A 22,238-nucleotide genomic window follows, 5' to 3' on the forward strand; every position below is an offset into this window, starting at 1 on the left:
AAGAAAGATTCTGTTTTTGGGCACAAAAAAAGCCTGCTCCCATTTGGGAACAGACTTCTTTTTTTCTTTCTATGCTCTTGAAACGTAAGAACCGTCTGATGTATTGACAACAAGTGTGTCGCCTTCATTCACAAAGAACGGCACGTTTACAACAAGCCCGGTTTCAGTTTTCGCAGGTTTTGTACCGCCTGACGCTGTATCACCTTTAATACCAGGTTCAGTTTCAACAACTTTCAGCTCAACTGTGTTTGGAAGTTCGATACCAAGTGTTTCATCCTGGTACATCATGATATGCACAGACATGTTTTCTAGCAGGTATTTTAATTCTTCTTCGATTTGAGTTGCGCTCAGTTCAAGCTGCTCATAAGAAGAAGTATCCATAAATACGTGCTGATCTCCGTTTGCATATAGATATTGCATTGTTTTGGTTTCGATTTGCGCTTTCGCTACTTTTTCACCAGCGCGGAATGTTTTTTCCTGAATCGCGCCAGTGCGAAGGTTGCGGAGTTTAGAGCGGACAAATGCCGCACCTTTTCCAGGTTTTACGTGCTGGAAGTCAACGACGCGCCAAATGCCGCCATCTACTTCAATTGTTAATCCTGTACGGAAATCGTTAACTGAAATCATGTTTAATGTCCTCCTATATTCCAATCACAAAATAATAAGTTCTTTTGGGGAATGGGTGATTGTCCGGTTGCCGTTTTCTGTAATCACGATGTCATCTTCAATGCGGACACCGCCTGTTTCTGGTATGTAAATGCCCGGCTCCACTGTGACCACCATACCCGGTTCAAGGATAGCTGAAGATCTGACGGATAATCCCGGCGATTCATGAACTTCCATGCCGAGCCCGTGTCCGGTTGAATGGCCGAAATAGTCACCGTAGCCTTTTGCAGCAATATGATCCCTTGTGAGGGCGTCAGCCTCTTTTCCTGTCATTCCCGGCTTAATATGTGCGACGCCAAGCGCCTGAGCATCAAATACAACCTGATAGATCTCCTTCAATTGATCACTGGGCTGACCTACAGCGACCGTCCGGGTAATATCAGAACAATATCCTTTATAATAAGCGCCAAAATCAAGCGTAACAAGGTCTCCGCTTTCAATCAGTTTGTCACTGGCCACACCGTGCGGAAGGCTTGAACGAAGGCCTGAGGCGACAATCATATCAAAAGAAGAGCTGTCTGCTCCCTGGCTTCTCATATAAAACTCCAGCTCATTGGCAACAGCGATTTCAGAAATGCCGGGTTTCATAAACGTCAAGATATGTCTGAAGGCATCATCTGCAATCTTCGCAGCTTCCTCTAATATCTTAATCTCTTCACTAGACTTAATCAAGCGCAACTTTTCCACGGATTCAGCCACAGGCACTAATTCGGCATCACTGATAACGGCGCTGTATGAAGCGTAAGTGCCATATGTCATGCTGTTCTGTTCAAAACCGAGACGCTTGATGCCAAACGATTCAACAGTGTCAGCAGTGGTCTGAATCAAGCTGCCGCCATGTTCAATGATCTCAAAACCCTTTACCTGAACCTTCGCCTGCTCAGTATAACGAAAATCCGTAATAAACGCCGCTTTGTCACCGGATATAACAGCCAAACCCGCCGAACCTGTAAACCCTGTCATATAGCGTACATTCGTGCTGCTTGTAATCAGCATGCCGTCAATTCCCAGCTGTCCAAACAGGTTTCTTAATTTCTCTAGCTTCATCTTGATTCTCCCCCTTGCTGGCTTAATAAGTAGCGAACAGCAAGCTTGTAGCCTTCAGCTCCAAGACCGACAATCTGCCCTTTCGCAACAGGAGCGATAACCGACTGATGCCTGAATTCTTCCCTGGCGTATAAGTTTGATAAATGCACCTCTACCACAGGAAGACTGATGCTTGAAACAGCATCCCTGATCGCATAACTGTAATGACTCAAGGCGCCAGGGTTCAGAACAATCCCGCTGTATTGCTCCTCAGCCTCATGTATCGCATCTATCAAATCACCTTCGTGATTAGACTGGAAGAAAGTGAGCTGGATATGTAAAGCTTCAGCAAACTGAAAAAGATCTGTTTCAATATCGGTCAGTGTCTGGCCGCCGAATACTTCAGGCTCACGCTTCCCAAGCCGGTTAACATTCGGTCCGTTCAAAATCAAAAAATGAGGCACATAATCTCTCCTTTTCGCGAGGGTTTCTCATGTAAAAAATGTTCACTTCTCGTGAACATTTTATCATACTGGAAAAGGATTATACACTATTCTCTATGCATTCCCAGCGCACGTGCAAGCTTTTCCGAATTCAGCTCATTGTATTCAAATGAAATGGAATACCCGACAAACAGCCCGTAAAGCAAATAAATGCAAATGGTCGTAATAATTGTATCTGATGTCAGTTCGGTCACCGTGCGCACATCTGGAAAAATCGGATTAAAAACAAAAAACACGAGCAGCCAAAGCACCAAGCCGTATAAAATACCCGGCCACATTGTTTTTAAACGTTTCAATAGAAGAAAATAAAGAAACGCTGCGCCAATTGAAATTACTCCAATTAAAATGATGCTGATTACCGTTCCCAGCCCATGTTTTTTCCACTCTCCGAGCACAAACGGCTGCAATATCATATTCGGGCTGATTTCGGAAAAATGAAACAAATATGCGATATAAGCAACGAAACTCCAAAGTACGCCTCCGCAAAAACCTGTTGCCGCCACTCTGCCGGCCATTGAAACAGGCGGCTTTTGCTTCTCATTCAATTCTTCATTTTGTTCTGTATCTTTTTCGCTTGTCATCATGGCACCTCCAGTTAAAGTGTGCCCAAAAAATGAAATGTCAATAAAAAAGCTCACACTTTTTGACAGCTGCGAGTAAAATTTGAAAATAAAGGGTATAATGCATGTAGAAAAAGCAAGGCTATGGCAATTTTTTCAGCCTGTCAATCTAGAGGTTTAGCGCTGTTTCCTGTACAATAGAGTGAAAGGAAATGGTTAGCAATCCTAAAGAAATAGGCAGGTTGATAATATGTCAAAACATAAAGTTCCGCCCGCTTACGGCGGGCAGGCTGTTGTGGAAGGCGTTATGTTTGGAGGAAAGCATCATTACGTTACAGCCATCAGAAGAACGGATGGAAGCATTGACTTTTTTAAGCTTCCACGCAAACACAACCCGAAACTGAACATCGTGAAAAAGATACCGTTTTTACGGGGGATCGCGGCCATTATCGAAGCGAGTGCAAACGGCACAAAGCATTTGAATTTTTCAAGCGAACGTTACGGGCTCGATCCATCTGAAGACGAGACACTTGAGCAGGAAGAAAAAAAATCCTCCGGGCTGTCTATGTATCTCAGCCTCGCAGTTATAGGCGTCCTATCATTTTTGTTCAGTAAATTCGTATTTACATTGGTTCCAGTTTTCTTAGCGGAACTGACAAGGCCGATTTTTTCCTCGGACACGGCGCAAATCGCGGTTGAAAGCCTGTTTAAGTTGATTTTGCTGCTCGGTTACATCTATTTTTTGTCCATGACACCGCTTATTAAAAGAGTGTTTCAATATCATGGAGCCGAACATAAAGTCATAAACTGTTATGAACAGAATTTGCCAATTACTGTGGAGAATGTCCAAAACCAATCTCGGCTTCATTACCGCTGCGGATCAAGCTTTATTTTATTTACGATTATTGTCGGCATGTTTGTTTATTTACTCGTTCCGACAGATCCGCTTTGGCTGCGTGTTATAGATCGTGTCGCACTGATACCGGTCGTGCTTGGTCTATCCTTTGAAGTTCTGCAGCTGACAAACAAAGTGCGTGACATTCCCGGTCTGAAATTACTTGGGTACCCGGGACTTTGGCTTCAGCTGTTAACCACAAAGGAACCTAAGGATGACCAGGTTGAAGTTGCCATCGAAAGCTTTAACGAACTTCTCAGACTCGAAGCATTGTCTGAGCAAAATCAGAAGCCTTCTCACAACGTCATCTAAAATCCGTTGCCCTGCTATTACTTTCGGAGGTGGACAGTTATGAATCATCGTGTACAACCTATTATTGCTGTATTAATTGCGCTGGGAGCGTTCGGTTTCCTCTATGTGCTGGTAACCAATCCCGGAGAAATGGCAAAAATGGCGGTAACCGTCATCGTGGCAGGTATCATTATTTATTTTATTGTGAAATATGTAATGAATCGAAATGCGGGCAGCGAAGGAGCAGCCTTCAAAAAAGCGGCGAAACAATCGCGGCGCCGGATGAAAGAACAAAAAGCAAAACACCGCGCCGGACATAAGGGACGTGTCAGCCACCTGCGAAGCGTTCCGAGCGCCAGCAAGCCTAAACCGATGATTCTCAAGAAAAAAAGCCAGACTCAGCTGACTGTTATAGAAGGGAAAAAAAATAAAAAGAAAAACAGAGCGCTTTTTTAATAGGTCCACTGCTTTAAAAACAGCTCTGTCCGTCTTTTACCTAGCTCAATCAGGGCTAGTTTTTTTTGTTGTGTTAAATGAAAATCAGTGGCCATTACGTCATCGACAGGGAGAAAAATGATATTTTGTTCATAGCGTGACGCAATGTGCCTTGCGTCATGAGCATCCTTCATCGTTTCAAACAGGGCGCCGAACAGTTCAAAAGCGTTGCGGATATTTTTTTTCGGACGCTCTCTTTCACGCGGCGCAAGTGTGACACCGATCACAGGGCGCTTTCTTTCCTTTGAAAACAGCCAGATTGGAAAATTGCTTAACACGCCTCCGTCGACAACCGTGGCGGTGCCTGTGTCCGTTTTTAATTTTATCGGTTCAAAGAAATACGGGATGCTGCAGCTCATTCTGACCGCTCTGGCAACCGGGAACATATCAGGATTTAACCCGTAACGGGCCAAATCGTCCGGCAAAACAATCATGGTGCCGTTTGTCAAATCAGAAGCAATAAGGCGCAGAGACCCTTTCTGCAAATCGCCGAAAACCCTTATGCCTTTCGCTCTTAACAGATCAGCAATCCATTTTTCTATCGTATCGCCTTTGTATAAGCCAAGACGCCAGTAGATGGACACCCACTGGAGCATTTTTAAGGGGAGAAAAGAGTACCTCTGATCCAGCAATTTCTCTCCGTCCACTTCTTCAATTAAAGCGTGGATTTCCTTACTGGTGTAACCTGACGCAATGAAAGCGGCAATAATGGCGCCGGCGCTTGTACCCGCAACTCTTTTAAAGCGGAAGCCTTTTTCCTCAAGCACTTCATAAGCGCCTGCGAGCGCAATGCCTTTTACTCCTCCGCCGGAAAACACACCGTCAATATACATCTCATTCCCTCCCCCTCCATCCGATCGTTTATTACCATTTTAAGAAAACACGCGAAGAAATAGACCAATGAATGACGGGCGGCGTCAGCGTATCAAAAAAGACGGCCTCCTTCGAGACCGCCTTTTTACTGATTATGATGTTCTGTTTTCTTTTGGATTGATTTCAGATCTTTTTTACGGGCATCATCTTCTTCAAAATATTGAACAAGATCCCCGATGCGATCAATGCTGTTCCAGCTTAAATGATGTTCGATTCCTTCGACATCGTTATATATTTTCTCTTCATCAACACCAATGATTCTTAAAAACTGCTCAAGCAATTCATGTCTGTATACCAGCCGTTTGCCTATTTTTTTCCCTTTAGACGTTAACACGAGACCGCGATATTTTTCATAAATTAAATATTCGTCTTTATCTAGTTTTTGAACCATTTTTGTTACAGAGGAGGGATGGACTGCCAATGCTTCCGCGATATCGGAAACTCGTGCATATCCTTTTTCTTCAATCAGCATATAAATCTGTTCAATATAATCTTCCATACTTGGTGTTGTCATCGAAACCCTCCCAAAAAGCACCTTAACTTTATAAACCATTACAAGTTTACACTAATGAACTTGAAAAAACAAGGATGCTCCGCGGGTCAAAAGCCCTGTTTACCGCTTATAATTCCATTCATCTGAAGCGTACTTTGTTTCAGCCAAGTGATGAACAAAATCAAGCTCTTCCTGAGAAAGTTCATATGGCTCCAAATGAATGTTAAGACCTGTTTCAAATCCTTCTTTAAAGGCTTTACGAGCCTCATCCATCGTCACCCGCTTTTCAGTGAGTTCATTAATGGCAACCGCTTTATTTTTGAAATTGCGCTGCATCCGTTCTCTTACTCTTTCACTCGGATATAAGAACAGATCGAACAGCTTATCCTCATCCAAATCAAGCAGAATGGAGCCATGCTGAAGAATCACGCCTTTTTGTCTCGTTTGCGCGCTTCCCGCCACCTTGCGCCCCTCAACCACTAGCTCATACCATGAAGGCGCGTCAAAACAAACAGATGACCGCGGATTTTTTAAGCTTTCTTTTTCTTTTTCAGTTCTCGGGATGGCAAAGTAAGCGTCCAGACCGAGATTTCTAAAGCCTTGAAGTATGCCTTCTGAAATAACCCGGTAAGCCTCAGTAACAGTTGCCGGCATCTCGGGGTGCTCTTCCGAAACAATTACGCTGTATGTCAGTTCCTGATCGTGCAGCACACCTCTCCCGCCGGTCGGGCGTCTGACGAATCCGAGATTATATTTATGTACTGCTTCAAAATTGATTTCCTTTTTAATATTTTGAAAATACCCTACAGAAAGTGTCGCCGGATTCCAGCCGTAAAAACGGATAACCGGGGGGATTTTCTTTTCGCTGTGCCAATATAAAAGCGCTTCATCAAGCGCCATATTGAATGCGGGACTTGCATTGCCTGAGTCTATAAACCGCCAAGTTTCTTTTTGCATTTTAAGACCTTCCTTACCGTTTTAATAGAATCAGTTTATCAAACTGTCGGGAAAATGAAAAATATTTTAGTTCCATTATAGATGACAATCACGCTGTGCTTTACTATAATAGTATTTGTCGAAAACGGATCTATGACCTTGTTTTATGAAGCAGGGTTTTGATTTTATATGCTAAAGGAGTAGAATCACATTGTCTAATATGATCGTTTTGATTATTTTTGCTGCATTTATCATCTATATGATTGCTTCATATGTCTATCAGCAGCGAATTATGAAAACACTTACCGAAGAAGAATTCCGCGCGGGTTACCGCAAAGCGCAGCTTATTGATGTTCGTGAGCCAAATGAGTTTGAGGGCGGACATATTTTAGGCGCCCGCAACATCCCGCTTTCCCAGCTGAAACAGAGAAAAAATGAGATCCGTACGGACAAGCCTGTTTACCTGTACTGCCAAAACAGTGTCCGCAGCGGACGCGCGGCACAAACCCTGCGCAAAAACGGCTGCACTGAGATTTACAATTTAAAAGGCGGCTTTAAAAAATGGGGCGGAAAGATTAAAGCGAAGAAATAAAGCAAACAGCTGTCTGGTAGACAGCTGTTTTTATTTATCTTTCTTCCGCCTCGTATCTGAGCACCGGGTGTCTCGCCGCTTTTGTTTCATCCATTCTTTTTACAATCGTTGTATGCGGGGCCTCCTGAACAAGCTCCGGATTCTCCTCCGCTTCTTTTGCGATTTGAATCATAGCATCAATAAACGCGTCCAGTGTTTCCTTTGATTCGGTCTCCGTCGGCTCGATCATGATGCATTCTTCAACATTAAGCGGGAAATAAATCGTCGGCGGATGATAGCCGAAATCAAGAAGCCGTTTTGCTATATCAAGCGTACGCACTCCCAGCTTTTTCTGCCGCTTCCCTGATAATACAAATTCATGCTTGCAATGGCGGTCAAACGGAAGATCGTAATAAGGCGCGAGCTTTCTCATCATATAGTTGGCGTTTAACACTGCGTTCTCAGTAACAGCCTTTAATCCGTCAGGCCCCATGGAGCGAATATACGTATACGCTCTCACATTAATGCCAAAGTTGCCGTAATACGGCTTCACTCGGCCAATCGCATGAGGGCGGTCATAATCAAACGTAAAGCGCCCTTCTTTTTTGACTAAAACTGGCTTTGGCAAATAAGGAATCAGATCTTTTTTTACGCCGACAGGGCCTGAGCCGGGGCCTCCGCCGCCATGAGGGCCTGTGAATGTTTTATGCAGGTTGAGGTGCACCACGTCAAATCCCATATCTCCAGGTCTCGCCTTGCTTAAAACGGCATTTAAATTAGCGCCGTCATAATACAGTTTCCCCCCCGCTTGGTGTACAATTTCCGCCATCTCTGTAATCTGCTCCTCAAACAAGCCGAGCGTGTTCGGATTCGTCAGCATAAGAGCTGCAGTTTCTTCATTCACTGCTCTTTTTAAATCCTCTAAATCAACAAGCCCTTTTTCATTCGATTTCACCGTAACGGTTTCAAAGCCTGCTACTGTTGCTGATGCAGGATTCGTCCCATGCGCGGAATCAGGGACAATGACCTTCGTCCGCTTGAAATCCCCGCGAGCTTCATGATAGGCACGGATCATCATCAGCCCCGTCCATTCGCCGTGCGCTCCGGCAGCAGGCTGAAGCGTAACCTCATCCATTCCCGTTATTTCTTCAAGGTGCTTGCTTAAATCATATAAAAGCTCTAATGCGCCTTGCACCGTGTCTTCATCCTGAAGAGGATGAATCGCAGCAAAACCAGGTATACGTGCGATTTTTTCATTGATTTTCGGATTGTATTTCATCGTGCAAGAACCGAGAGGATAAAAACCGGAATCCACCCCGTGATTGCGTTTGGACAGCGCTGTATAATGGCGCATGATGTCCAGCTCTGAAACCTCCGGCAGCGCTGCGTCTTCGTCACGAATATAGGTGTCTGACAAGAGGTCCCCCAATTCGATTTCCGGTACATCGAGCTCCGGCAGACTATAGCCGATTCGGCCTTCTCTTGAAAGTTCAAAAATAAGTGCCTGGTCCTGATTACTCATGGCGATCCCCCAATTCCTGAATGAGTGCGTCAATTTCTTCTTTTGTTCTCAGCTCCGTTACAGCAATCAGCATATGGCAGTCCAGCTCCGGATACGTCAACCCAAGATCATATCCGCCAATCATGCCTTTTGCCAGCAAACGCTTGTTCACAGCTCTCACCGGCTCATCCAGTTTGATGACAAATTCATTAAATATCGGCCCGTCAAACATAACGGTAAGACCTGCTTTTTTTGCTTCTTGCTTTGCATAGTTGGCTTTTAAGAGATTTTGGCGGGCTATATCTTTTACGCCGTTTTTTCCGAGAGCAGTCATGGCCACTGATGCTGCCAACGCATTTAAAGCTTGGTTCGAGCATATATTTGATGTTGCTTTATCTCGGCGGATATGCTGCTCCCTGGCTTGCAGGGTAAGCACAAAGCCTCTTTTTCCGTTTTCGTCTTCCGTTTGTCCGACGAGACGGCCCGGCACCTTTCTCATTAATTTTTTAGTAACGGCAAAAAAGCCGCAATGCGGGCCGCCGTATGCTGAAGGAATGCCGAAAGGCTGCGCATCACCGACGACGATATCAGACTGAAACTTACCCGGCGGAGTGAGAAGACCTAGCGCAAGCGGGTTAACTGAAACAATAAACATGGATTTCCCTTGATGAGCGATAGGCTCAATATCCTTTAGCGGCTCGATCCGGCCGAAAAAATTCGGGTACTGAACGATCACTGCGGCTGTGTTCTCGCAAACGGTTTGGCGCAATGCATCAAGATCCGTAACGCCATCCGCAGCGGGTACTTCAACTACATCAATATACTGACCTTTTGCGTACGTTTTCAGCACTTCTCGCGATTCAGGATGCACGGTTTTTGACACAACGATTTTTTTCTTTTTCGTGTGGCCTGAAGCAAGCATTGCTGCTTCCGCCAAGGCTGTTCCGCCGTCATACATCGAGGAGTTGGCGATATCCATGCCTGTCAGTTCACAGATCATCGTTTGGAATTCAAAAATAGCCTGGAGCTCTCCTTGTGAAATCTCTGGCTGATAAGGCGTATATGCGGTATAAAACTCAGAGCGCGAAATGACATGATCCACAATGACAGGCTGATAATGGTCATATACACCCGCTCCTAAGAAAGAAGCGTATTGTACGGTATCACGATTTTTAGAGGCCAGCTTTGTCAGTTCTCTTGTTAATTCAGTTTCTGATTTCGCTTTTTTAATTTGATACTCTTTTTTATATTTGACGTTTTCCGGTATATCAGCAAATAAATCATCGATGCTGCTTACGCCGATAGTAGCAAGCATCTCCTGTTTATCCTTTTCTGTTGCGGGCAAATAACGGTGCTTCATGTGTTGTCTCCTCTCTCCAAGAAAAAATATTAGCGTTTATAAAATGGTGTTTTGACAACCTTTGCTTTCACTAATTTTTTGCGAATCTCTACATCTACAACAGTCCCGATCTCACTCGTTTCCGAATCAATTAAGGCAAGGCCGACGTTTTTCCCTAATGTCGGTGACTGCGTGCCGGTTGTCACCTTTCCGACAGACTTGCCATTTTGGAAAACCTCATATCCGTGCCGCGGTATCCCTTTTTCAATCATTTCGAGACCGACAAGTTTGCGCTTCGCTCCGTTTTCTTTTTGTTCACTCAATACTGACTTACCGAAAAAGTCAGACTCCTTTTTGTGCTTTACAGCAAAGCCTATACCTGCTTCAATCGGTGTAATATCCCGGGTCAGCTCCTGACCGTAGAGCGGGAGCTTCGCTTCAAACCGGAGTGTATCACGTGCACCGAGACCGCATGGAATCAATCCGTATGCATCCCCTGCATCGATGATTTTTTTCCAAATATGCATAGCATCATCACTGCGGCAGTAAATTTCATACCCGTCTTCTCCCGTATAGCCAGTGCGTGAAATAAGTGCTTTGCGGCCGCTGATATCGGCTTCATCAATAAACGCAAACGGCTTTAATGCAGACACATCTGCATCTGTCAGACTTTTTACGACCGCTTCTGCTTTCGGTCCCTGTACAGCCAAGAGCGCGATTTGATCTGACTGATTGTCAATCTGCACATCACCTGCTGCATGTTCTTTCATCCAAGCCAAGTCTTTATCTATATTAGAAGCATTAATGACAAGCAGATAGCGGTTCTCCCCTTTTTGATAGATAAGCAAATCATCGACGGTTCCGCCATCCGGGTAACACATCGCTGTATATTGAGCACGGCCTGGCGTTAACGCGGAAACATCATTTGTCATCAATCTTTGCAAAAAAGACAGACTGTCGTTCCCTGACACTTCGACTTCTCCCATATGAGATACATCAAACAAACCGGCTGCAGTTCGGACAGCCTCGTGTTCTTTTTTTATAGAAGAAAATTGAACAGGAAGCTCCCAACCTCCGAAATCAATCGTTTTTCCTCCATATTCCTTATACAGGTCAAATAACGGCGTTCTTTTCAGCATCTAATTCCTCCCCTTTATCAACGGCGCAGCTAAAAAACATACAAAAAAGGACAGAGAAACACCTCATGTAAAATGAAGGTTCTCTGTCCTGGCACCTGAAAGTTTACTTTGCATACGCAAAGACGTCCCCTTTGGTGGTTTGCGCATCCGCACAAACACTCTCCAGAGTTGCGTCGAGCAAGAGTTCTTTTGCCTGAGAGATTCACTCCGCAGTTTGCTCCTTCGGCGCCTGTATCCCGAGGTTTTCGGTCAGGTCTCTCCCCTTGCTGTCATTCGCTCATATTTTCATGCTGTTATGGACATACTATAGCAATATCTTACATCAAATACATACTCATATCCTACCATCATCACTATATGCTGGGCAACAGCAATTTGGGCAGATTTTTCTAATATTATTCATCTTAAGAATCGAAGAATAAGAAAGGCGGTTTCAAAGCAATGAATACAGAAATGATCTACGATGCAAAATGGCCTGAAGAATTTGCTGAAAGACTGAAAAACGATGGCCCTTGGGCAAACTGGGAACTGTACAAGCTCTCTGCAGAAATCCAGAAAACATTAGCAATTCCAGAGTTTGAAGGTTTACGGGCTCCTTTATATCTGCCTTCCTTTACGCCGCTCCCCCACCAGCTTGAGGTGGCGCAAAAAGTGGTTGAAAAAATGAACGGCAAAGCGATTTTAGCAGACGAGGTTGGTCTCGGGAAAACGGTTGAAGCTGGACTGATTCTAAAAGAATATATGATTCGCGGGTTAGCAAAAAAAATTTTGATCCTTGTGCCCGCTTCCCTTGTGTCACAATGGGTCAAAGAGCTTCAGGAAAAATTTTTGATTCCGGCTGTTGAACAAAAGAAAAGCTATGTGTGGGAGCAATGCGATATTGTCGTCTCATCAATAGACACCGCGAAGCGCTCGCCCCATCGCGAAATCGTTCTGTCAATCCCATATGATCTTGTCATTATTGATGAGGCACACAAACTGAAAAATAGCAAAACGAAGAACTATGAATTTGTCCGGAATCTCGTAAAAAAATATTGCCTGCTTCTTACCGCGACGCCAATCCAGAACCGTATCGAAGAGATTTTCAATTTGGTGTCCTTATTAAAACCCGGCCATTTAGGCAGTCAGAATCACTTTCAGGAGGAGTTCGCCAAGAAGAAATCCAGTTTAGAAGCGCATGAACATTTAAAAGATCTTGTGAATAAAGTCATGATCCGTAACAGGCGGCATGATACCGGGCTGAATTGGAAACAGCGCCATGTTGAAACAGTGCCGATTGAATTTTCTCCATCAGAGCAGGCGCTTTATGATGAAATTTCTCGCTTGAAGGAAAGTATCAATAAACCAGCCAGCATGTTCTCGATTATGACCTTGCAAAGAGAATGCTGTTCGAGCAGAGAAGCGGTGTATATGACGCTGAAAAAGATGCTTGATCAAAAAGAGAAACAAGCACCTGCCATTGATGAACATACGATTTCAGTTTTAATAGAGCGCATCAATCAAGTGACACAAAATTCTAAAGCGCTTCAAGTCGTTGATTTAATCAAAAAGATCGACGATAAGGTCATCATTTTTACAGAATACCGTGCAACCCAGATTTATTTGCAGTGGTTTCTTCAGCAAAACGGCATCAGTTCTGTGCCGTTTAGAGGCGGATTTAAACGTGGGAAAAAAGACTGGATGAAGGATCTTTTCCGCGGAAAAATCCAAGTCCTTATTGCAACTGAAGCAGGCGGTGAGGGAATTAACCTGCAATTTTGCAATCACATGATCAACTATGATCTTCCATGGAACCCGATGCGACTTGAGCAAAGAATCGGAAGAATTCACAGACTCGGGCAGGAGCGTGACGTGCACATTTATAACATGGCAACAAAACATACGGTGGAAGAGCATATTCTAAAGCTTTTATATGAAAAAATTCATTTGTTTGAAAAAGTGGTCGGCGAACTTGATGATATTTTAACGAAAATTCAAGTGAACAATTTTGAAGAGCACCTTCATGACATTTTGTATCACTCAGCAACAGAAGAAGAAATGAAAATAAAAATGGATAACTTAACCTCATTTTTGTCTTATAAAAAACAGCAGCCTGCTGAAAAAAGAGGATCTTAGCCTGTAAGGAGGTTTTACTAGTGAGACAGCAAGAGGTTCACGATTTTCTGCTGCGTTTTTTTCAAGCAAACAGCTGCCAAATCGTCGATCAAGGCTTAGGCTATATGACAGTGCAGCTTACAGTTGAAATGGACAAACAAATCATGAACCGCCCTTTCTACTGGCATTGGCGCGAGAAGACAGGCGGTGATCCGAATCCAATGAAAATCACTTTTATTACAGATAAAGAAAATGCGCCAAAAGACCTAGATGGTGAATTTATATATTTTGGGGCCCCGCGTCTTTTTCAAATATTTAAAGCTGTTAAACAAAATGGGAGATTTACCAGAATGTATGAGAAAATTGAATCAGCCGGAGCCAAAGTCCCACTTCAGCCTTGGCTTGGTATAAATGTCACGATTTCATACCAGTCCGACATGAAAAAGGATAAGTTATTGTCACTAGGTCTTCACCTAGTCTCTGGAACGATAATTGAAGATTTTCAAAGCAAGCTGACCCAGCTTTCACTGACATCACAAATATGTGACTATTGCTTCACCATTTCACCTATGATCAAACCAGAAAGCGGACTTAAGCGTATGGAAAACTATATTTCCAAATCCGCTATGCAGGAGCCGTCCGACTGGGCGGAACAGGCGGTTAATAGGTGGAGAAATGACATGATATTGCTTGATAAGTTTTACGAGCATATAGAAGAAAAACCAGAAGAATACCATCTAGAAAAACAGGCGCTGAAAACCTTGTATCAACCAAAGATATCAGTTGAAATTGAAAATGGCGGATTATTTTATCTGCAAAATAATATTTCAAGCTAACTTTTATTCATTCGACATCGTTCTCGTTTTTTTTGAAAAAATGCGATTATAATAAAGGTATATTGGAAAAAAATTCTGGCATTTTTAAAGGGGAAATGACTTCCAGAGACTAATGAAGCATACAATGAGTCATGGCCGGACTGGCTGAAATACATAAACAAGTATTTTAGGAGGAGAAACTGCATGAAAAATGCAAAACAAGAGCACTTTGAATTGGATCAAGAATGGGTTGAATTGATGATGGAAGCCAAAGAGGCAAATATCAGCCCGGAAGAAATACGAAAATATTTACTTTTAAACAAAAAGTCTGCTCATCCTGGTCCGGCAGCCAGAAGTCATACCGTAAATCCTTTCTGAATGTGCTATAATATCACAAGGAAGGTGATGACATTGATTGGCCAGCGTATTAAACAATACCGTAAAGAAAAAGGCTACTCACTATCAGAACTAGCTGAAAAAGCTGGGGTAGCGAAGTCTTATTTAAGCTCAATAGAACGAAATCTACAAACGAACCCCTCCATTCAATTTCTCGAAAAAGTCTCCGCTGTTCTGGACGTCTCGGTTCATACTTTGCTCGATGAGAAACATGAAACCGAATACGATGGTCAATTAGATAGTGAATGGGAGAAATTGGTTCGCGATGCAATGACATCCGGGGTATCGAAAAAACAATTTCGTGAATTTTTAGATTATCAAAAATGGAGAAAATCCCAAAAAGAGGAGTAGTGCCTGAGCAGAGGCACTAACTCCTCTTTTGTCAATAAACATCGAGACGGCCCAGTGATAGTTTACTGGGCCGTCTCTTTTTTTGCTGTTATTAATTTTTATCCTCGCTGTGCGCTTTTTCATTTTCTTTCACGTAACCATCTTTATCAGTATGGTCCTTTTTGATTGTCAAGCCGTTCCACTGTGTAGCTTCGAATGAGAATTGAAGCTTAATGGAGTTGCCTTGATATTTATTTTGAACCATAAGCCCGTTTTCATCTTTTGTTTTATCATCCTTGAATTGGATTTCCATTTGAACCTGATCGAAGTCAGTTGGTGTTTTTGGAACACCATCATATTCAGGAGCGGTTTTACCATCAATTGTTGCTACATTGACTTTACCGCTTGCATTTAAGAATTTAGGGTCAATTTGTTTTTTGATTTTTTCAGCAGCCGCTGCATCATTTTTAGCAGACATCAAATACAAGTCTTTAAGGTTCGCATCATCTAAAATAATGTTTTTCGGGTAGCCATTGCCGCCCTCTTTTCCAACTGTCAACAATGTCACTTCAAACTGGCTGAGGAAATCTTCTGGAGATGTATTGCTGCCGCCATTTGCTTTAAAATCTCCATAATTAAGCGCCATTAAAACTTCTTTGATCGCAAGTGATCCGTTATTTTCAAATTGGAAATCCTTTGTCAACTTATCTCCCGGCTTTAGATTTGATAAGTTCACACTCGCTGAATTTTCTTTAGCAGATAAATCAAGCGTACCTGATGCAAAAGTAGCATCCTTTGATTTAATGTCGTTAAATGCTGCCCATGTTCCTCCTCCAACTAAAGCTAATCCTAGTGCTGCAGAAGCAACTCCTAAACTCAATTTCTTTTTCATACCCATGGTTAAAACTCCCCTTTTATTGAATGTTTTATATCGAAACCTGTTGCCAGGTTTACAACTGAAGTTAAGTGGACATGGTGCTGTCCTTTGTATCTGTTTCCAAGGCTTTTGTCTTTCTTTCAATTTCTCTAATGGCGCTGCTGATCGTCACAAAAGCGTACACTAACAGCATCACGCCGGGAACAATCAATAATACAGCCGTTCCAATTGGCTGGCTGGCAAAATGAAGCATATAGCCGGCATATGGAAGCTGAAAACCTGTGTATTGCGCGCGAACATTTTCGTCCGATACAGGCGCTGAATCAGCTGCTGCATTATTATCACCTTTTGTTTTAAATAACAAATGGTCTCCTTGCTTTGTTATGTCAACAATTCTGTGGGTGACCGCCGTATTTGCATCCTGCATAAATGTAATAACGTCACCTTTTTGGAGCTCTTTCACATCAGTGATTTCTTTGACCAATATTAAGGAACCTGTATTGAACTCCGGCTCCATCGAACCTGACAGAACTGATTTCAATGTATACCCAAACACAGCCGGCTCTCCCCCGGATGAACGTGTTGAAATCACGACAAGTGTCAGCACAATAATAAGAGTAAAGATGATCACGTATAAAATATTACTGATCAGCTTCATTGCTTTTTTCATCCTCTTCCCCGCTTTCCTTCTGGTCTGATTGAGTTTCATTTTCTTTGGTTACAGCTTCTTGAGATGTTTCTTCTTTCATTGTTTTTTCCTGTATATCCTTTTGTGTTGTTTCATTCTCCTTTTTGACGTCCGACTTTGTTTCTTTTTTAGGGACTGTCGGTTTTTCATCGCATTTTGCAAGCGTCATAGGCTCCGACCACTCAAATGTACTGCCGTTTGCCGGGTAGCCTGCCGGTTTATATACTTTAAATGCATAAATGCCGGGTTTCATTTTTTTCTTCGTCTCAATTTTATAAAGTGAATCGCTGATTTGATTGGAGACAAATCCTTTTTCGATCACGTTCCCATCCTTTAACGGTTTTCGGGCATTTTCAAGCTTATGAAGCTCCCACTTCCACTTTGATTTCTTAAGTTTCTCACCTGTATTTTCGAGCTCAGCAAATAAGGTGATAGGTGAGCATACAGTTCCTTTCGTATCCGTTTGATCTGATATGTGCAAATCACTTTGATCCCAGCGTTTATCATAATGGCAGTTTTTATCTGTATGCTGAAAGTCTTTACACGTTTGAAGTGAGACATCAAATGTTTCAATATCATGAAAAGCAGCGCTTGTATCATCGGAAAATTGTAAGCATATTGCGGCAGTCAGACTGAAAATGACTGAAAGCTGGAAGATTAGCAGAACTTTCAGTTTCGTCTTCGCCTTTTGCTGATTGTGAAACAATCGAAACATATCTTACCTCCTGTAAAACACTGTAACTTGATATGACAATCGTTCTTTTTAAAGAACTACACAAGTAGAGTATAATCAACGATTTATAGATTTAAAAACACCAAAATCACTCATTTTGTTCGTTTAAAAGAATGTTTTCATCATATTACAAAGTCTTGCTCAGTATTGCTCATCTTTTCAATTTTTTTGAAATTTTTGGGATTGTTATGTGAGAATTTAAATGCATATCCCGTTATTATTTGGTAATAATAAACAAGAAAGGGTGACAGCATGATGATCAAACAATGTATGATTTGTCTAACTCTTCTTGTCTTTGGCACCACAGCCGCTCACGCAGAAGAAACACCGCTTGTAACCGCCCGTCACATGTCCAAATGGGAAGAGATTGCTGTAAAAGAAGCAAAAAAAAGGTACCCGCTCGCACAGGTACTGTTCAAACAAAAAGTATGGGACCGTAAAAGAAAAGATGAAGCAGTGAAGCAATACCATTTAACTCTGAGGGAAGGATCAAAAGAATTCGGCGTTTTTGTGACGATTTCATTTGATCCTTATAGCCAAAAGGTCAATAAAATCGCCATATTAGAAGAATATCAATAAGGTCCTCCATTTTTTGAAGGACCTTATTCGTTTATTTGCGGTTATTTTTTCCGTTTCAGCCAAAGCCGGAAGCCATAGGGTAAAATACCGAACCACTGCTGAGAAGCAGGCGTTTTTGTTTCTTTCCGCACCTCTTTTCGTTCTTTTCGCTCATCTCTCGGTGTATCTATATATTTGACAAATTGCTGCGTCATATATTTAACATAATCATTCGTTTTCACGTGATCACCTCATCATTCAATTATTATGAAGTGTTGTCTCACATGACTTTTTTTATACCCTTTACACTGTTTTATTCTGTCCATCTCAGCAGTTTTTTCTGTTTTTGATCAAACACGATCTGTGCAGTTCTTTCTGTTCCCGACTCCGTTGACACTCTTAAGTTGATTTCTTTTTGCTCTTTTATCGATGTATCATGAATGTAATAAGAAACCCGTCCATATGGAAATTGCTGCGTACCCTCCTGGCCTTTCCGTTTCTCTAGAACGTGCCGAATCGAAAGAAGCGTACCATTTTGAAGCAAATTCTCTCCTATGTATAACTCTTTTGTTTCCTTTTCAAACATGCAGCGTGAAATATATTGAGCAGCAGCAAAGTTCACGATTAACAGCACAAGCGCTGACACAAAAAGAACAGCTGGATAAATAAACCCTCTTGTACGATACATTCACCCCCCTCCTAAATATGAATAGACTGGAAAAGCAGTTTGATACACTTTTTGGTCCTCACTCTCAATTTTCAGCAAAACAACACCATTTTCAATATCAGCTTTCATGGCAGTAATATGATCTAAAATCGGAACATGCCCTTTGCCATCCACTCTTTTTCTTATCATTGAATGATAAATGTCAAAACGGATGTCTTGTCCGGAAAGATTGGTGCAGATTAACACGCTCCCATGCTCGGCTGTCTTAACTGCCTGTGATTCCTTGCATTCATTCATCATCTGTTCTATCGAAATCATCCATTCTTGCTGTGTGAAACCGTCATGTTCCTGCTGTCGAGATAAAAACAGATGGAAAATCGCAGCTAACGATCCTGATATGAGCAAAAAGACTGAGAGCGAAAATAATACGTTAAGAAGCGTGTAGCCATTCTGTCTGCAGGATGCTGAGGCAAAATGATTTCTCTTTATAAGCTGCGGCTTTGATACATACGTTTTGATATTCGCCCTCCTCCTCCCACTTCATTGCATAGATATGATTGTTCTTTGTAATCGTTTTTGACGCGGCTCCTTCACCACTCATGACATATTTGCTAATGCTCTCATTCATCATCTGATAGCCAATTTCTCGTGATTCCGCCATTTTTTCATCAGACATCAGCTTGTCCCACAAGGGGACGACTGTCAGCAGCACAAACAGCCACAGGCTTAGCGCAGACATTGTTTCTATTGTAGAAAAACCTTTATTTTCTCTCCACATTGACTCTCCCGCTCCCTAGATAAACTGTTATGTCATAAGCGTCATGGCCTATTACTCGTATTTTTCCGCCTGCATTCGGGTGCCCTTTCTCATTAAATTCCAAACGGTCTTTTAATGTCAGCAGTTCTATAGAAAGTCCCCTTGCATACGGACGTTCAATGACCGTATCACCAATGACTAATTGATATTCTTTTTTATGAAAGAAAATTTTTGTTCTTTGTTGACGGGAAATAGCAGCCTGCTGTGTGAGCATAATATCATTTTTCAGCTGCCTTGCTGCCTGTCGGACAGCTATATTGTCATAAGCAGGAGGAAGTGTGGTGAAGACGGCAATCAGTAGGATAGAGGCAAGGCTTAACACAAGCAAACTTTCTAAAAGGGTAAACCCCTCCTCCTCGTTTAATTTAATGTTCAACCTTAACTTCTCCGCCGGTGATGATAATGCGCTTACCATTTGGACAGACAGCATCCTTTTTCACATAGCCCTCTGACTGTAAATCGGCAAGGCTCGGAGTTTGTCCCTCATGATCAAGCTCAAATGCAGTCATTTGTGCCTTAACCATGTTTTGTAAGCCTTCACAGCCTTTTTTTTGAATGGTTTGATTATGTTTTGTGACGTTCGGTATCGTAATTAAAAGCAAAATCGAAATAATAAAGAGCACGATTAACATTTCAACAAGTGTAAATCCTTTCTCATTCATCAGCCTCTTCCTTTCACATTTGATTCATCATCTGATACATAGGCACAAGCATAGATAAATACACAAGTAAGATCATCGCTGCAACAAATCCATAAATCATTGGCTGAAGGATGCCTGTCCATTTTTGCGCTTTGTGTTCCAGCCGCTGTAATATGAATTGGCTGTATGTGAAAAGCTCCCGATCCAATCGGCCGCTCAGCTGGCCGTGAGATATGACTTTTGATAAATCAGTTTCATAAAAAGGGCTTCCACAAATAGCGGATTCAATTGACTCACCGGCTTTTAGCCGTTCAATCAATTGTTCAGCCTCGCAGCGGTAGAAAGGGAGAAACGTTTGATGTTTAAATGCATTAAGGCTGTCATAAATTGAGAGGCCTGATTTTAAAAGGCTGCTTAGCTGCAAAGAAAAAAAGTAGCTGTTAAACAGCTTGACAAGCTTTCCAACCAAAGGAATCCTGATACAAATCAGCATTTGCCGGGCAGGTGATTTTTTCTTAAACACAAGCCAATAATAAATCCCGATACCTGCTGTAAAAAGAACAAGCAAAATGATCACAAGATCAATATGCTGAAAAAAAGCAAAAAGCATATCGGTTGAACGTGAGGTTTCCATATTCATCGATTGATAGATACCGGAAAACTGAGGAATGATGATGGACTGTAACATATAAAACATGACAGCGACCGTAAAGATGAGGAAAAGCGGATAGCGCAGCACTCTTTTCAGCTGGTCTGCCTGTGCAATTTTTCGTTCCAGCAGCTCTCCGCTCTGGATCATGGAAGCAGGCAGTTCACCATGTGTTTCAGCAAAATAACAAATACCTACGGCTTCCTTATGAAATGACAAACTCTTTAGTACTTGATAAAACGGAGCCCCTTCCCTCAAACAAGTGACCGTACCAGTCAAGTCAGCCGCCTGCCTCTTATTCATCTGAAGTTCCATCAGGCGTAATCCATCCAGAAGCGTATATCCGCCCGCAGTCATTTCACCGAGCCGCTTTAATAACCTGGCTTGATCCTTTAATGACCAGACTTTTCTAATCTTTTTCATGATAAACCCACCGGTCATAGTTGTTTGTCGTTAAATAGCCGAGCGCAATTCCTTTTCTGATAATTTGACGAAGCGTTTGATATTGGTAATTTGCATGATTTCCTTTTGCCTCCTGGATACATTGCTGAAGATTTTTCCCGTATAGAAGCTCATAAACGCTAGCTCTCCTGGTATTTCGTGACTGTCGGCAATACACTGATGAACATCCGTTTTCACAAAACGGGCAAGCCAAATCAACCAAGCGCTGAGCCGCTATTGCAATGACAGTCTGTTCGATTTCATTCATATTGATACCGAATTCAAGCAGTCTGTAAATGGCGCCCTTTGCGTCTCTCGTATGAAGGCTCGTTAGTACCAGATGTCCCGTCATCGCTGCCCGCACCGCAATTTCAGCTGTTTCCGCGTCTCTGATCTCACCTAAAATAATCATATCGGGATCATGGCGCAAAATTGCTTTCAGACCTGCAGAATAAGTTACACCGGCTTTTTCATTCACCTGAACCTGAAGAACATCTTCGTCCCTTGTTTCAACAGGGTCCTCTAATGTGACAATATTTCGATTAAAGTGTTTTTTTGCATATTGAACGAGAGAGTATAATGTGGTAGTCTTCCCTGAACCAGTCGGCCCGGTAAAAATGAGCATGCCATGGGAATGTTTTAAAAACGAGAGTAATGTGGCTCCTGTCTTCGGAAATAGCGACAATTTATCAATCGAAGGGATATTGTATTGGGGCATCACTCTGATCACGAGGCTTTCCTCATTAATTGTGGGCAGCGTTGACATTCTTAAATGAACATTTCCCTCTTTCAGCTTTAACGTAAGCGAACCGCTTTGCGGCTTTCGCCTTTCACCTATATCCATTGCTGAAAGAAATTTAAAATGTGAAATCAGTCTTACGCACTCTTCTTTTTTCATGTCCCTTTTTTTCAGCAAGGCATGATCGACCCGAAAATGAATGATAGCGTCCCGCTCCCTCGGCACGATGTGAATATCAGAAGCCTTTGTTAGATATGCCTCTTCAATCAAGTTTTTGCTTACCTTTTCTATTGAATCCAATTTGATTCCCTCTCCTTTCAACGCATATTGTAGAAAAAGAAGAAAAGGTAATCAAACAGGGAAAACGTGATTTTGTGAGATGTTATATGCTGAAAAACCAATTCTTTCTGGCACGAAAAAAAACTTTCAACTGAATGTGCCCCTTTCATTATAATTTTCCCAATAATAAAAAAGCAGACATGGTCACCATGCCTGCTTGATTCCA

General features: G+C 42.4%; 29 protein-coding genes and 1 riboswitch. Of the genes, 8 read left to right on the forward strand and 21 right to left on the reverse strand.

Going from position 1 to position 22,238, the window contains the following annotated elements; genetic code table 11:
• Nucleotides 1–69: 69 nt before the first annotated feature.
• From efp to NYE20_RS13445, 4 genes are all read right to left on the reverse strand, one after another.
• The gene (gene efp, locus NYE20_RS13430) at nt 70–627 is read right to left on the reverse strand and encodes an elongation factor P (RefSeq protein WP_003226377.1); all 558 of its coding nucleotides are present in this window, start codon (nt 625–627) and stop codon (nt 70–72) included.
• 24 nt (nt 628–651) lie between these two features.
• The gene (gene papA / locus NYE20_RS13435; protein ID WP_015251726.1) at nt 652–1,713 is read right to left on the reverse strand and encodes an aminopeptidase PapA; all 1,062 of its coding nucleotides are present in this window, start codon (nt 1,711–1,713) and stop codon (nt 652–654) included.
• Nucleotides 1,710–2,156 (reverse strand): type II 3-dehydroquinate dehydratase, encoded by a 447-nt coding sequence (aroQ, locus tag NYE20_RS13440; RefSeq protein WP_021480009.1) that lies wholly within the window; start codon nt 2,154–2,156, stop codon nt 1,710–1,712. The genes papA and aroQ overlap by 4 nt, the downstream gene beginning before the upstream one ends.
• Before the next feature lie 86 nt (nt 2,157–2,242).
• Nucleotides 2,243–2,779, reverse strand: coding sequence for a YqhR family membrane protein (locus NYE20_RS13445; RefSeq protein WP_003230222.1), 537 nt, complete (start codon nt 2,777–2,779; stop codon nt 2,243–2,245).
• A gap of 226 nt (nt 2,780–3,005) precedes the next feature.
• Here NYE20_RS13445 and NYE20_RS13450 point away from each other — a divergent pair, with 226 nt between their 5' ends.
• Together NYE20_RS13450 and NYE20_RS13455 are read left to right on the forward strand one after the other, a co-directional pair.
• Nucleotides 3,006–3,962 (forward strand): DUF1385 domain-containing protein, encoded by a 957-nt coding sequence (locus NYE20_RS13450; protein ID WP_032726146.1) that lies wholly within the window; start codon nt 3,006–3,008, stop codon nt 3,960–3,962.
• Nucleotides 3,963–4,001: 39 nt separating this feature from the next.
• Nucleotides 4,002–4,397 carry an SA1362 family protein gene (locus NYE20_RS13455; protein ID WP_003226367.1) on the forward strand — a complete coding sequence of 132 codons (396 nt, stop codon included), beginning with the start codon at nt 4,002–4,004 and terminating at the stop codon, nt 4,395–4,397.
• Here the strand turns inward: NYE20_RS13455 and NYE20_RS13460 are convergent.
• The 3 genes from NYE20_RS13460 to lipM form a co-directional block, all read right to left on the reverse strand.
• A complete protein-coding gene (locus NYE20_RS13460) occupies nt 4,394–5,269 on the reverse strand; it encodes a patatin-like phospholipase family protein (protein WP_003230220.1) in 876 nt (291 codons plus the stop codon). The genes NYE20_RS13455 and NYE20_RS13460 overlap by 4 nt on opposite strands.
• A gap of 125 nt (nt 5,270–5,394) precedes the next feature.
• The gene (gene mntR / locus NYE20_RS13465) at nt 5,395–5,823 is read right to left on the reverse strand and encodes a transcriptional regulator MntR (RefSeq protein ID WP_003236923.1); all 429 of its coding nucleotides are present in this window, start codon (nt 5,821–5,823) and stop codon (nt 5,395–5,397) included.
• A gap of 99 nt (nt 5,824–5,922) precedes the next feature.
• Nucleotides 5,923–6,759, reverse strand: a complete 837-nt coding sequence (lipM, locus tag NYE20_RS13470) for an octanoyltransferase LipM (RefSeq protein WP_014664579.1) — start codon at nt 6,757–6,759, stop codon at nt 5,923–5,925.
• A 190-nt stretch (nt 6,760–6,949) separates the two neighbouring features.
• On the opposite strand from lipM, the gene NYE20_RS13475 reads away from it, so the two are divergent.
• The gene (locus tag NYE20_RS13475) at nt 6,950–7,330 is read left to right on the forward strand and encodes a rhodanese-like domain-containing protein (protein WP_004398485.1); all 381 of its coding nucleotides are present in this window, start codon (nt 6,950–6,952) and stop codon (nt 7,328–7,330) included.
• Between the two features lie 34 nt (nt 7,331–7,364).
• Here the strand turns inward: NYE20_RS13475 and gcvPB are convergent, their stop codons facing one another.
• Genes gcvPB through gcvT form a run of 3 tightly spaced genes read right to left on the reverse strand, consistent with a single transcriptional unit; the run spans nt 7,365 to nt 11,288 of the window.
• Nucleotides 7,365–8,831 (reverse strand): aminomethyl-transferring glycine dehydrogenase subunit GcvPB, encoded by a 1,467-nt coding sequence (gene gcvPB, locus NYE20_RS13480; RefSeq protein WP_021480011.1) that lies wholly within the window; start codon nt 8,829–8,831, stop codon nt 7,365–7,367.
• Nucleotides 8,824–10,170: an aminomethyl-transferring glycine dehydrogenase subunit GcvPA gene (gene gcvPA / locus NYE20_RS13485; protein ID WP_032726149.1), complete on the reverse strand. Its 1,347-nt coding sequence runs from the start codon at nt 10,168–10,170 to the stop codon at nt 8,824–8,826. Before gcvPA ends, gcvPB begins: the two co-directional genes overlap by 8 nt.
• Nucleotides 10,171–10,199: 29 nt before the next feature.
• Nucleotides 10,200–11,288: a glycine cleavage system aminomethyltransferase GcvT gene (gene gcvT / locus NYE20_RS13490; RefSeq protein WP_049141217.1), complete on the reverse strand. Its 1,089-nt coding sequence runs from the start codon at nt 11,286–11,288 to the stop codon at nt 10,200–10,202.
• A gap of 171 nt (nt 11,289–11,459) precedes the next feature.
• Nucleotides 11,460–11,561, reverse strand: a riboswitch (glycine riboswitch).
• Between the two features lie 168 nt (nt 11,562–11,729).
• Between gcvT and NYE20_RS13495 the strand changes: the two genes are divergently transcribed.
• The 4 genes from NYE20_RS13495 (at nt 11,730) to sinR (ending at nt 14,944) form a co-directional block, all read left to right on the forward strand.
• Nucleotides 11,730–13,403 (forward strand): SNF2-related protein, encoded by a 1,674-nt coding sequence (locus NYE20_RS13495; protein WP_032726152.1) that lies wholly within the window; start codon nt 11,730–11,732, stop codon nt 13,401–13,403.
• A 20-nt stretch (nt 13,404–13,423) separates the two neighbouring features.
• Nucleotides 13,424–14,218 (forward strand): YqhG family protein, encoded by a 795-nt coding sequence (locus tag NYE20_RS13500; protein ID WP_032726154.1) that lies wholly within the window; start codon nt 13,424–13,426, stop codon nt 14,216–14,218.
• Between the two features lie 183 nt (nt 14,219–14,401).
• Entirely contained in the window at nt 14,402–14,575 is a 174-nt protein-coding gene (locus NYE20_RS13505; protein ID WP_014477323.1) for an anti-repressor SinI family protein, read from the forward strand.
• Between the two features lie 33 nt (nt 14,576–14,608).
• Nucleotides 14,609–14,944 (forward strand): transcriptional regulator SinR, encoded by a 336-nt coding sequence (gene sinR / locus NYE20_RS13510; RefSeq protein WP_003226345.1) that lies wholly within the window; start codon nt 14,609–14,611, stop codon nt 14,942–14,944.
• A gap of 91 nt (nt 14,945–15,035) precedes the next feature.
• Here the strand turns inward: sinR and tasA are convergent, their stop codons facing one another.
• The 3 genes from tasA to tapA form a co-directional block, all read right to left on the reverse strand.
• Nucleotides 15,036–15,821, reverse strand: coding sequence for a biofilm matrix protein TasA (gene tasA / locus NYE20_RS13515; protein ID WP_014477324.1), 786 nt, complete (start codon nt 15,819–15,821; stop codon nt 15,036–15,038).
• Between the two features lie 64 nt (nt 15,822–15,885).
• Complete coding sequence (locus tag NYE20_RS13520) at nt 15,886–16,458, reverse strand: signal peptidase I (RefSeq protein ID WP_003246088.1); 573 nt, start codon at nt 16,456–16,458, stop codon at nt 15,886–15,888.
• On the reverse strand, nt 16,442–17,203 hold the full coding sequence (gene tapA / locus NYE20_RS13525) for an amyloid fiber anchoring/assembly protein TapA (RefSeq protein ID WP_032726156.1): 762 nt from the start codon (nt 17,201–17,203) through the stop codon (nt 16,442–16,444). Before tapA ends, NYE20_RS13520 begins: the two co-directional genes overlap by 17 nt.
• A gap of 270 nt (nt 17,204–17,473) precedes the next feature.
• On the opposite strand from tapA, the gene NYE20_RS13530 reads away from it, so the two are divergent.
• On the forward strand, nt 17,474–17,800 hold the full coding sequence (locus NYE20_RS13530; RefSeq protein WP_038829733.1) for a YqzG/YhdC family protein: 327 nt from the start codon (nt 17,474–17,476) through the stop codon (nt 17,798–17,800).
• A 41-nt stretch (nt 17,801–17,841) separates the two neighbouring features.
• On the opposite strand, the gene NYE20_RS13535 is transcribed toward NYE20_RS13530, so the two are convergent.
• From NYE20_RS13535 to comGA, 8 genes are all read right to left on the reverse strand, one after another.
• A complete protein-coding gene (locus NYE20_RS13535) occupies nt 17,842–18,021 on the reverse strand; it encodes a YqzE family protein (protein ID WP_014480252.1) in 180 nt (59 codons plus the stop codon).
• A 71-nt stretch (nt 18,022–18,092) separates the two neighbouring features.
• Entirely contained in the window at nt 18,093–18,467 is a 375-nt protein-coding gene (gene comGG, locus NYE20_RS13540) for a ComG operon protein ComGG (RefSeq protein WP_032726157.1), read from the reverse strand.
• Nucleotides 18,468–18,851: a ComG operon protein ComGF gene (comGF, locus tag NYE20_RS13545; RefSeq protein ID WP_032726158.1), complete on the reverse strand. Its 384-nt coding sequence runs from the start codon at nt 18,849–18,851 to the stop codon at nt 18,468–18,470.
• 25 nt (nt 18,852–18,876) lie between these two features.
• Entirely contained in the window at nt 18,877–19,224 is a 348-nt protein-coding gene (gene comGE, locus NYE20_RS13550; protein ID WP_063335293.1) for a ComG operon protein 5, read from the reverse strand.
• Nucleotides 19,208–19,639 (reverse strand): competence type IV pilus minor pilin ComGD, encoded by a 432-nt coding sequence (comGD, locus tag NYE20_RS13555; RefSeq protein WP_032726159.1) that lies wholly within the window; start codon nt 19,637–19,639, stop codon nt 19,208–19,210. The genes comGE and comGD overlap by 17 nt, the downstream gene beginning before the upstream one ends.
• Nucleotides 19,629–19,925, reverse strand: coding sequence for a comG operon protein ComGC (comGC, locus tag NYE20_RS13560; protein ID WP_003230162.1), 297 nt, complete (start codon nt 19,923–19,925; stop codon nt 19,629–19,631). Before comGC ends, comGD begins: the two co-directional genes overlap by 11 nt.
• A 13-nt stretch (nt 19,926–19,938) precedes the next feature.
• Nucleotides 19,939–20,976, reverse strand: coding sequence for a comG operon protein ComGB (gene comGB, locus NYE20_RS13565; protein WP_086344083.1), 1,038 nt, complete (start codon nt 20,974–20,976; stop codon nt 19,939–19,941).
• Complete coding sequence (gene comGA, locus NYE20_RS13570; protein ID WP_032726161.1) at nt 20,963–22,033, reverse strand: competence protein ComGA; 1,071 nt, start codon at nt 22,031–22,033, stop codon at nt 20,963–20,965. Before comGA ends, comGB begins: the two co-directional genes overlap by 14 nt.
• Between the last annotated feature and the right edge of the window lie 205 nt (nt 22,034–22,238).

Source organism: Bacillus sp. FSL R5-0416 (genome assembly GCF_037975425.1).
GTDB classification, from domain to species: Bacteria; Bacillota; Bacilli; order Bacillales; family Bacillaceae; genus Bacillus; species Bacillus subtilis.

Bases quoted from the DNA above. Each gene is read 5' to 3' on its own strand.
- NYE20_RS13450 (WP_032726146.1), top strand. From the start codon at position 3,006: ATGTCAAAACATAAAGTTCCGCCCGCTTACGGCGGGCAGGCTGTTGTG.
- tapA (WP_032726156.1), bottom strand. From the start codon at position 17,203: ATGTTTCGATTGTTTCACAATCAGCAAAAGGCGAAGACGAAACTGAAA.
- NYE20_RS13455 (WP_003226367.1), top strand. From the start codon at position 4,002: ATGAATCATCGTGTACAACCTATTATTGCTGTATTAATTGCGCTGGGA.
- mntR (WP_003236923.1), bottom strand. From the start codon at position 5,823: ATGACAACACCAAGTATGGAAGATTATATTGAACAGATTTATATGCTG.
- NYE20_RS13445 (WP_003230222.1), bottom strand. From the start codon at position 2,779: ATGATGACAAGCGAAAAAGATACAGAACAAAATGAAGAATTGAATGAG.
- comGE (WP_063335293.1), bottom strand. From the start codon at position 19,224: ATGTGGAGAGAAAATAAAGGTTTTTCTACAATAGAAACAATGTCTGCG.
- gcvPA (WP_032726149.1), bottom strand. From the start codon at position 10,170: ATGAAGCACCGTTATTTGCCCGCAACAGAAAAGGATAAACAGGAGATG.
- papA (WP_015251726.1), bottom strand. From the start codon at position 1,713: ATGAAGCTAGAGAAATTAAGAAACCTGTTTGGACAGCTGGGAATTGAC.
- NYE20_RS13505 (WP_014477323.1), top strand. From the start codon at position 14,402: ATGAAAAATGCAAAACAAGAGCACTTTGAATTGGATCAAGAATGGGTT.
- efp (WP_003226377.1), bottom strand. From the start codon at position 627: ATGATTTCAGTTAACGATTTCCGTACAGGATTAACAATTGAAGTAGAT.
- comGG (WP_032726157.1), bottom strand. From the start codon at position 18,467: ATGTATCGTACAAGAGGGTTTATTTATCCAGCTGTTCTTTTTGTGTCA.
- tasA (WP_014477324.1), bottom strand. From the start codon at position 15,821: ATGGGTATGAAAAAGAAATTGAGTTTAGGAGTTGCTTCTGCAGCACTA.
- gcvPB (WP_021480011.1), bottom strand. From the start codon at position 8,831: ATGAGTAATCAGGACCAGGCACTTATTTTTGAACTTTCAAGAGAAGGC.
- comGC (WP_003230162.1), bottom strand. From the start codon at position 19,925: ATGAATGAGAAAGGATTTACACTTGTTGAAATGTTAATCGTGCTCTTT.
- NYE20_RS13530 (WP_038829733.1), top strand. From the start codon at position 17,474: ATGATGATCAAACAATGTATGATTTGTCTAACTCTTCTTGTCTTTGGC.
- comGB (WP_086344083.1), bottom strand. From the start codon at position 20,976: ATGAAAAAGATTAGAAAAGTCTGGTCATTAAAGGATCAAGCCAGGTTA.
- gcvT (WP_049141217.1), bottom strand. From the start codon at position 11,288: ATGCTGAAAAGAACGCCGTTATTTGACCTGTATAAGGAATATGGAGGA.
- NYE20_RS13460 (WP_003230220.1), bottom strand. From the start codon at position 5,269: ATGTATATTGACGGTGTGTTTTCCGGCGGAGGAGTAAAAGGCATTGCG.
- NYE20_RS13495 (WP_032726152.1), top strand. From the start codon at position 11,730: ATGAATACAGAAATGATCTACGATGCAAAATGGCCTGAAGAATTTGCT.
- lipM (WP_014664579.1), bottom strand. From the start codon at position 6,759: ATGCAAAAAGAAACTTGGCGGTTTATAGACTCAGGCAATGCAAGTCCC.
- NYE20_RS13520 (WP_003246088.1), bottom strand. From the start codon at position 16,458: ATGAAGCTGATCAGTAATATTTTATACGTGATCATCTTTACTCTTATT.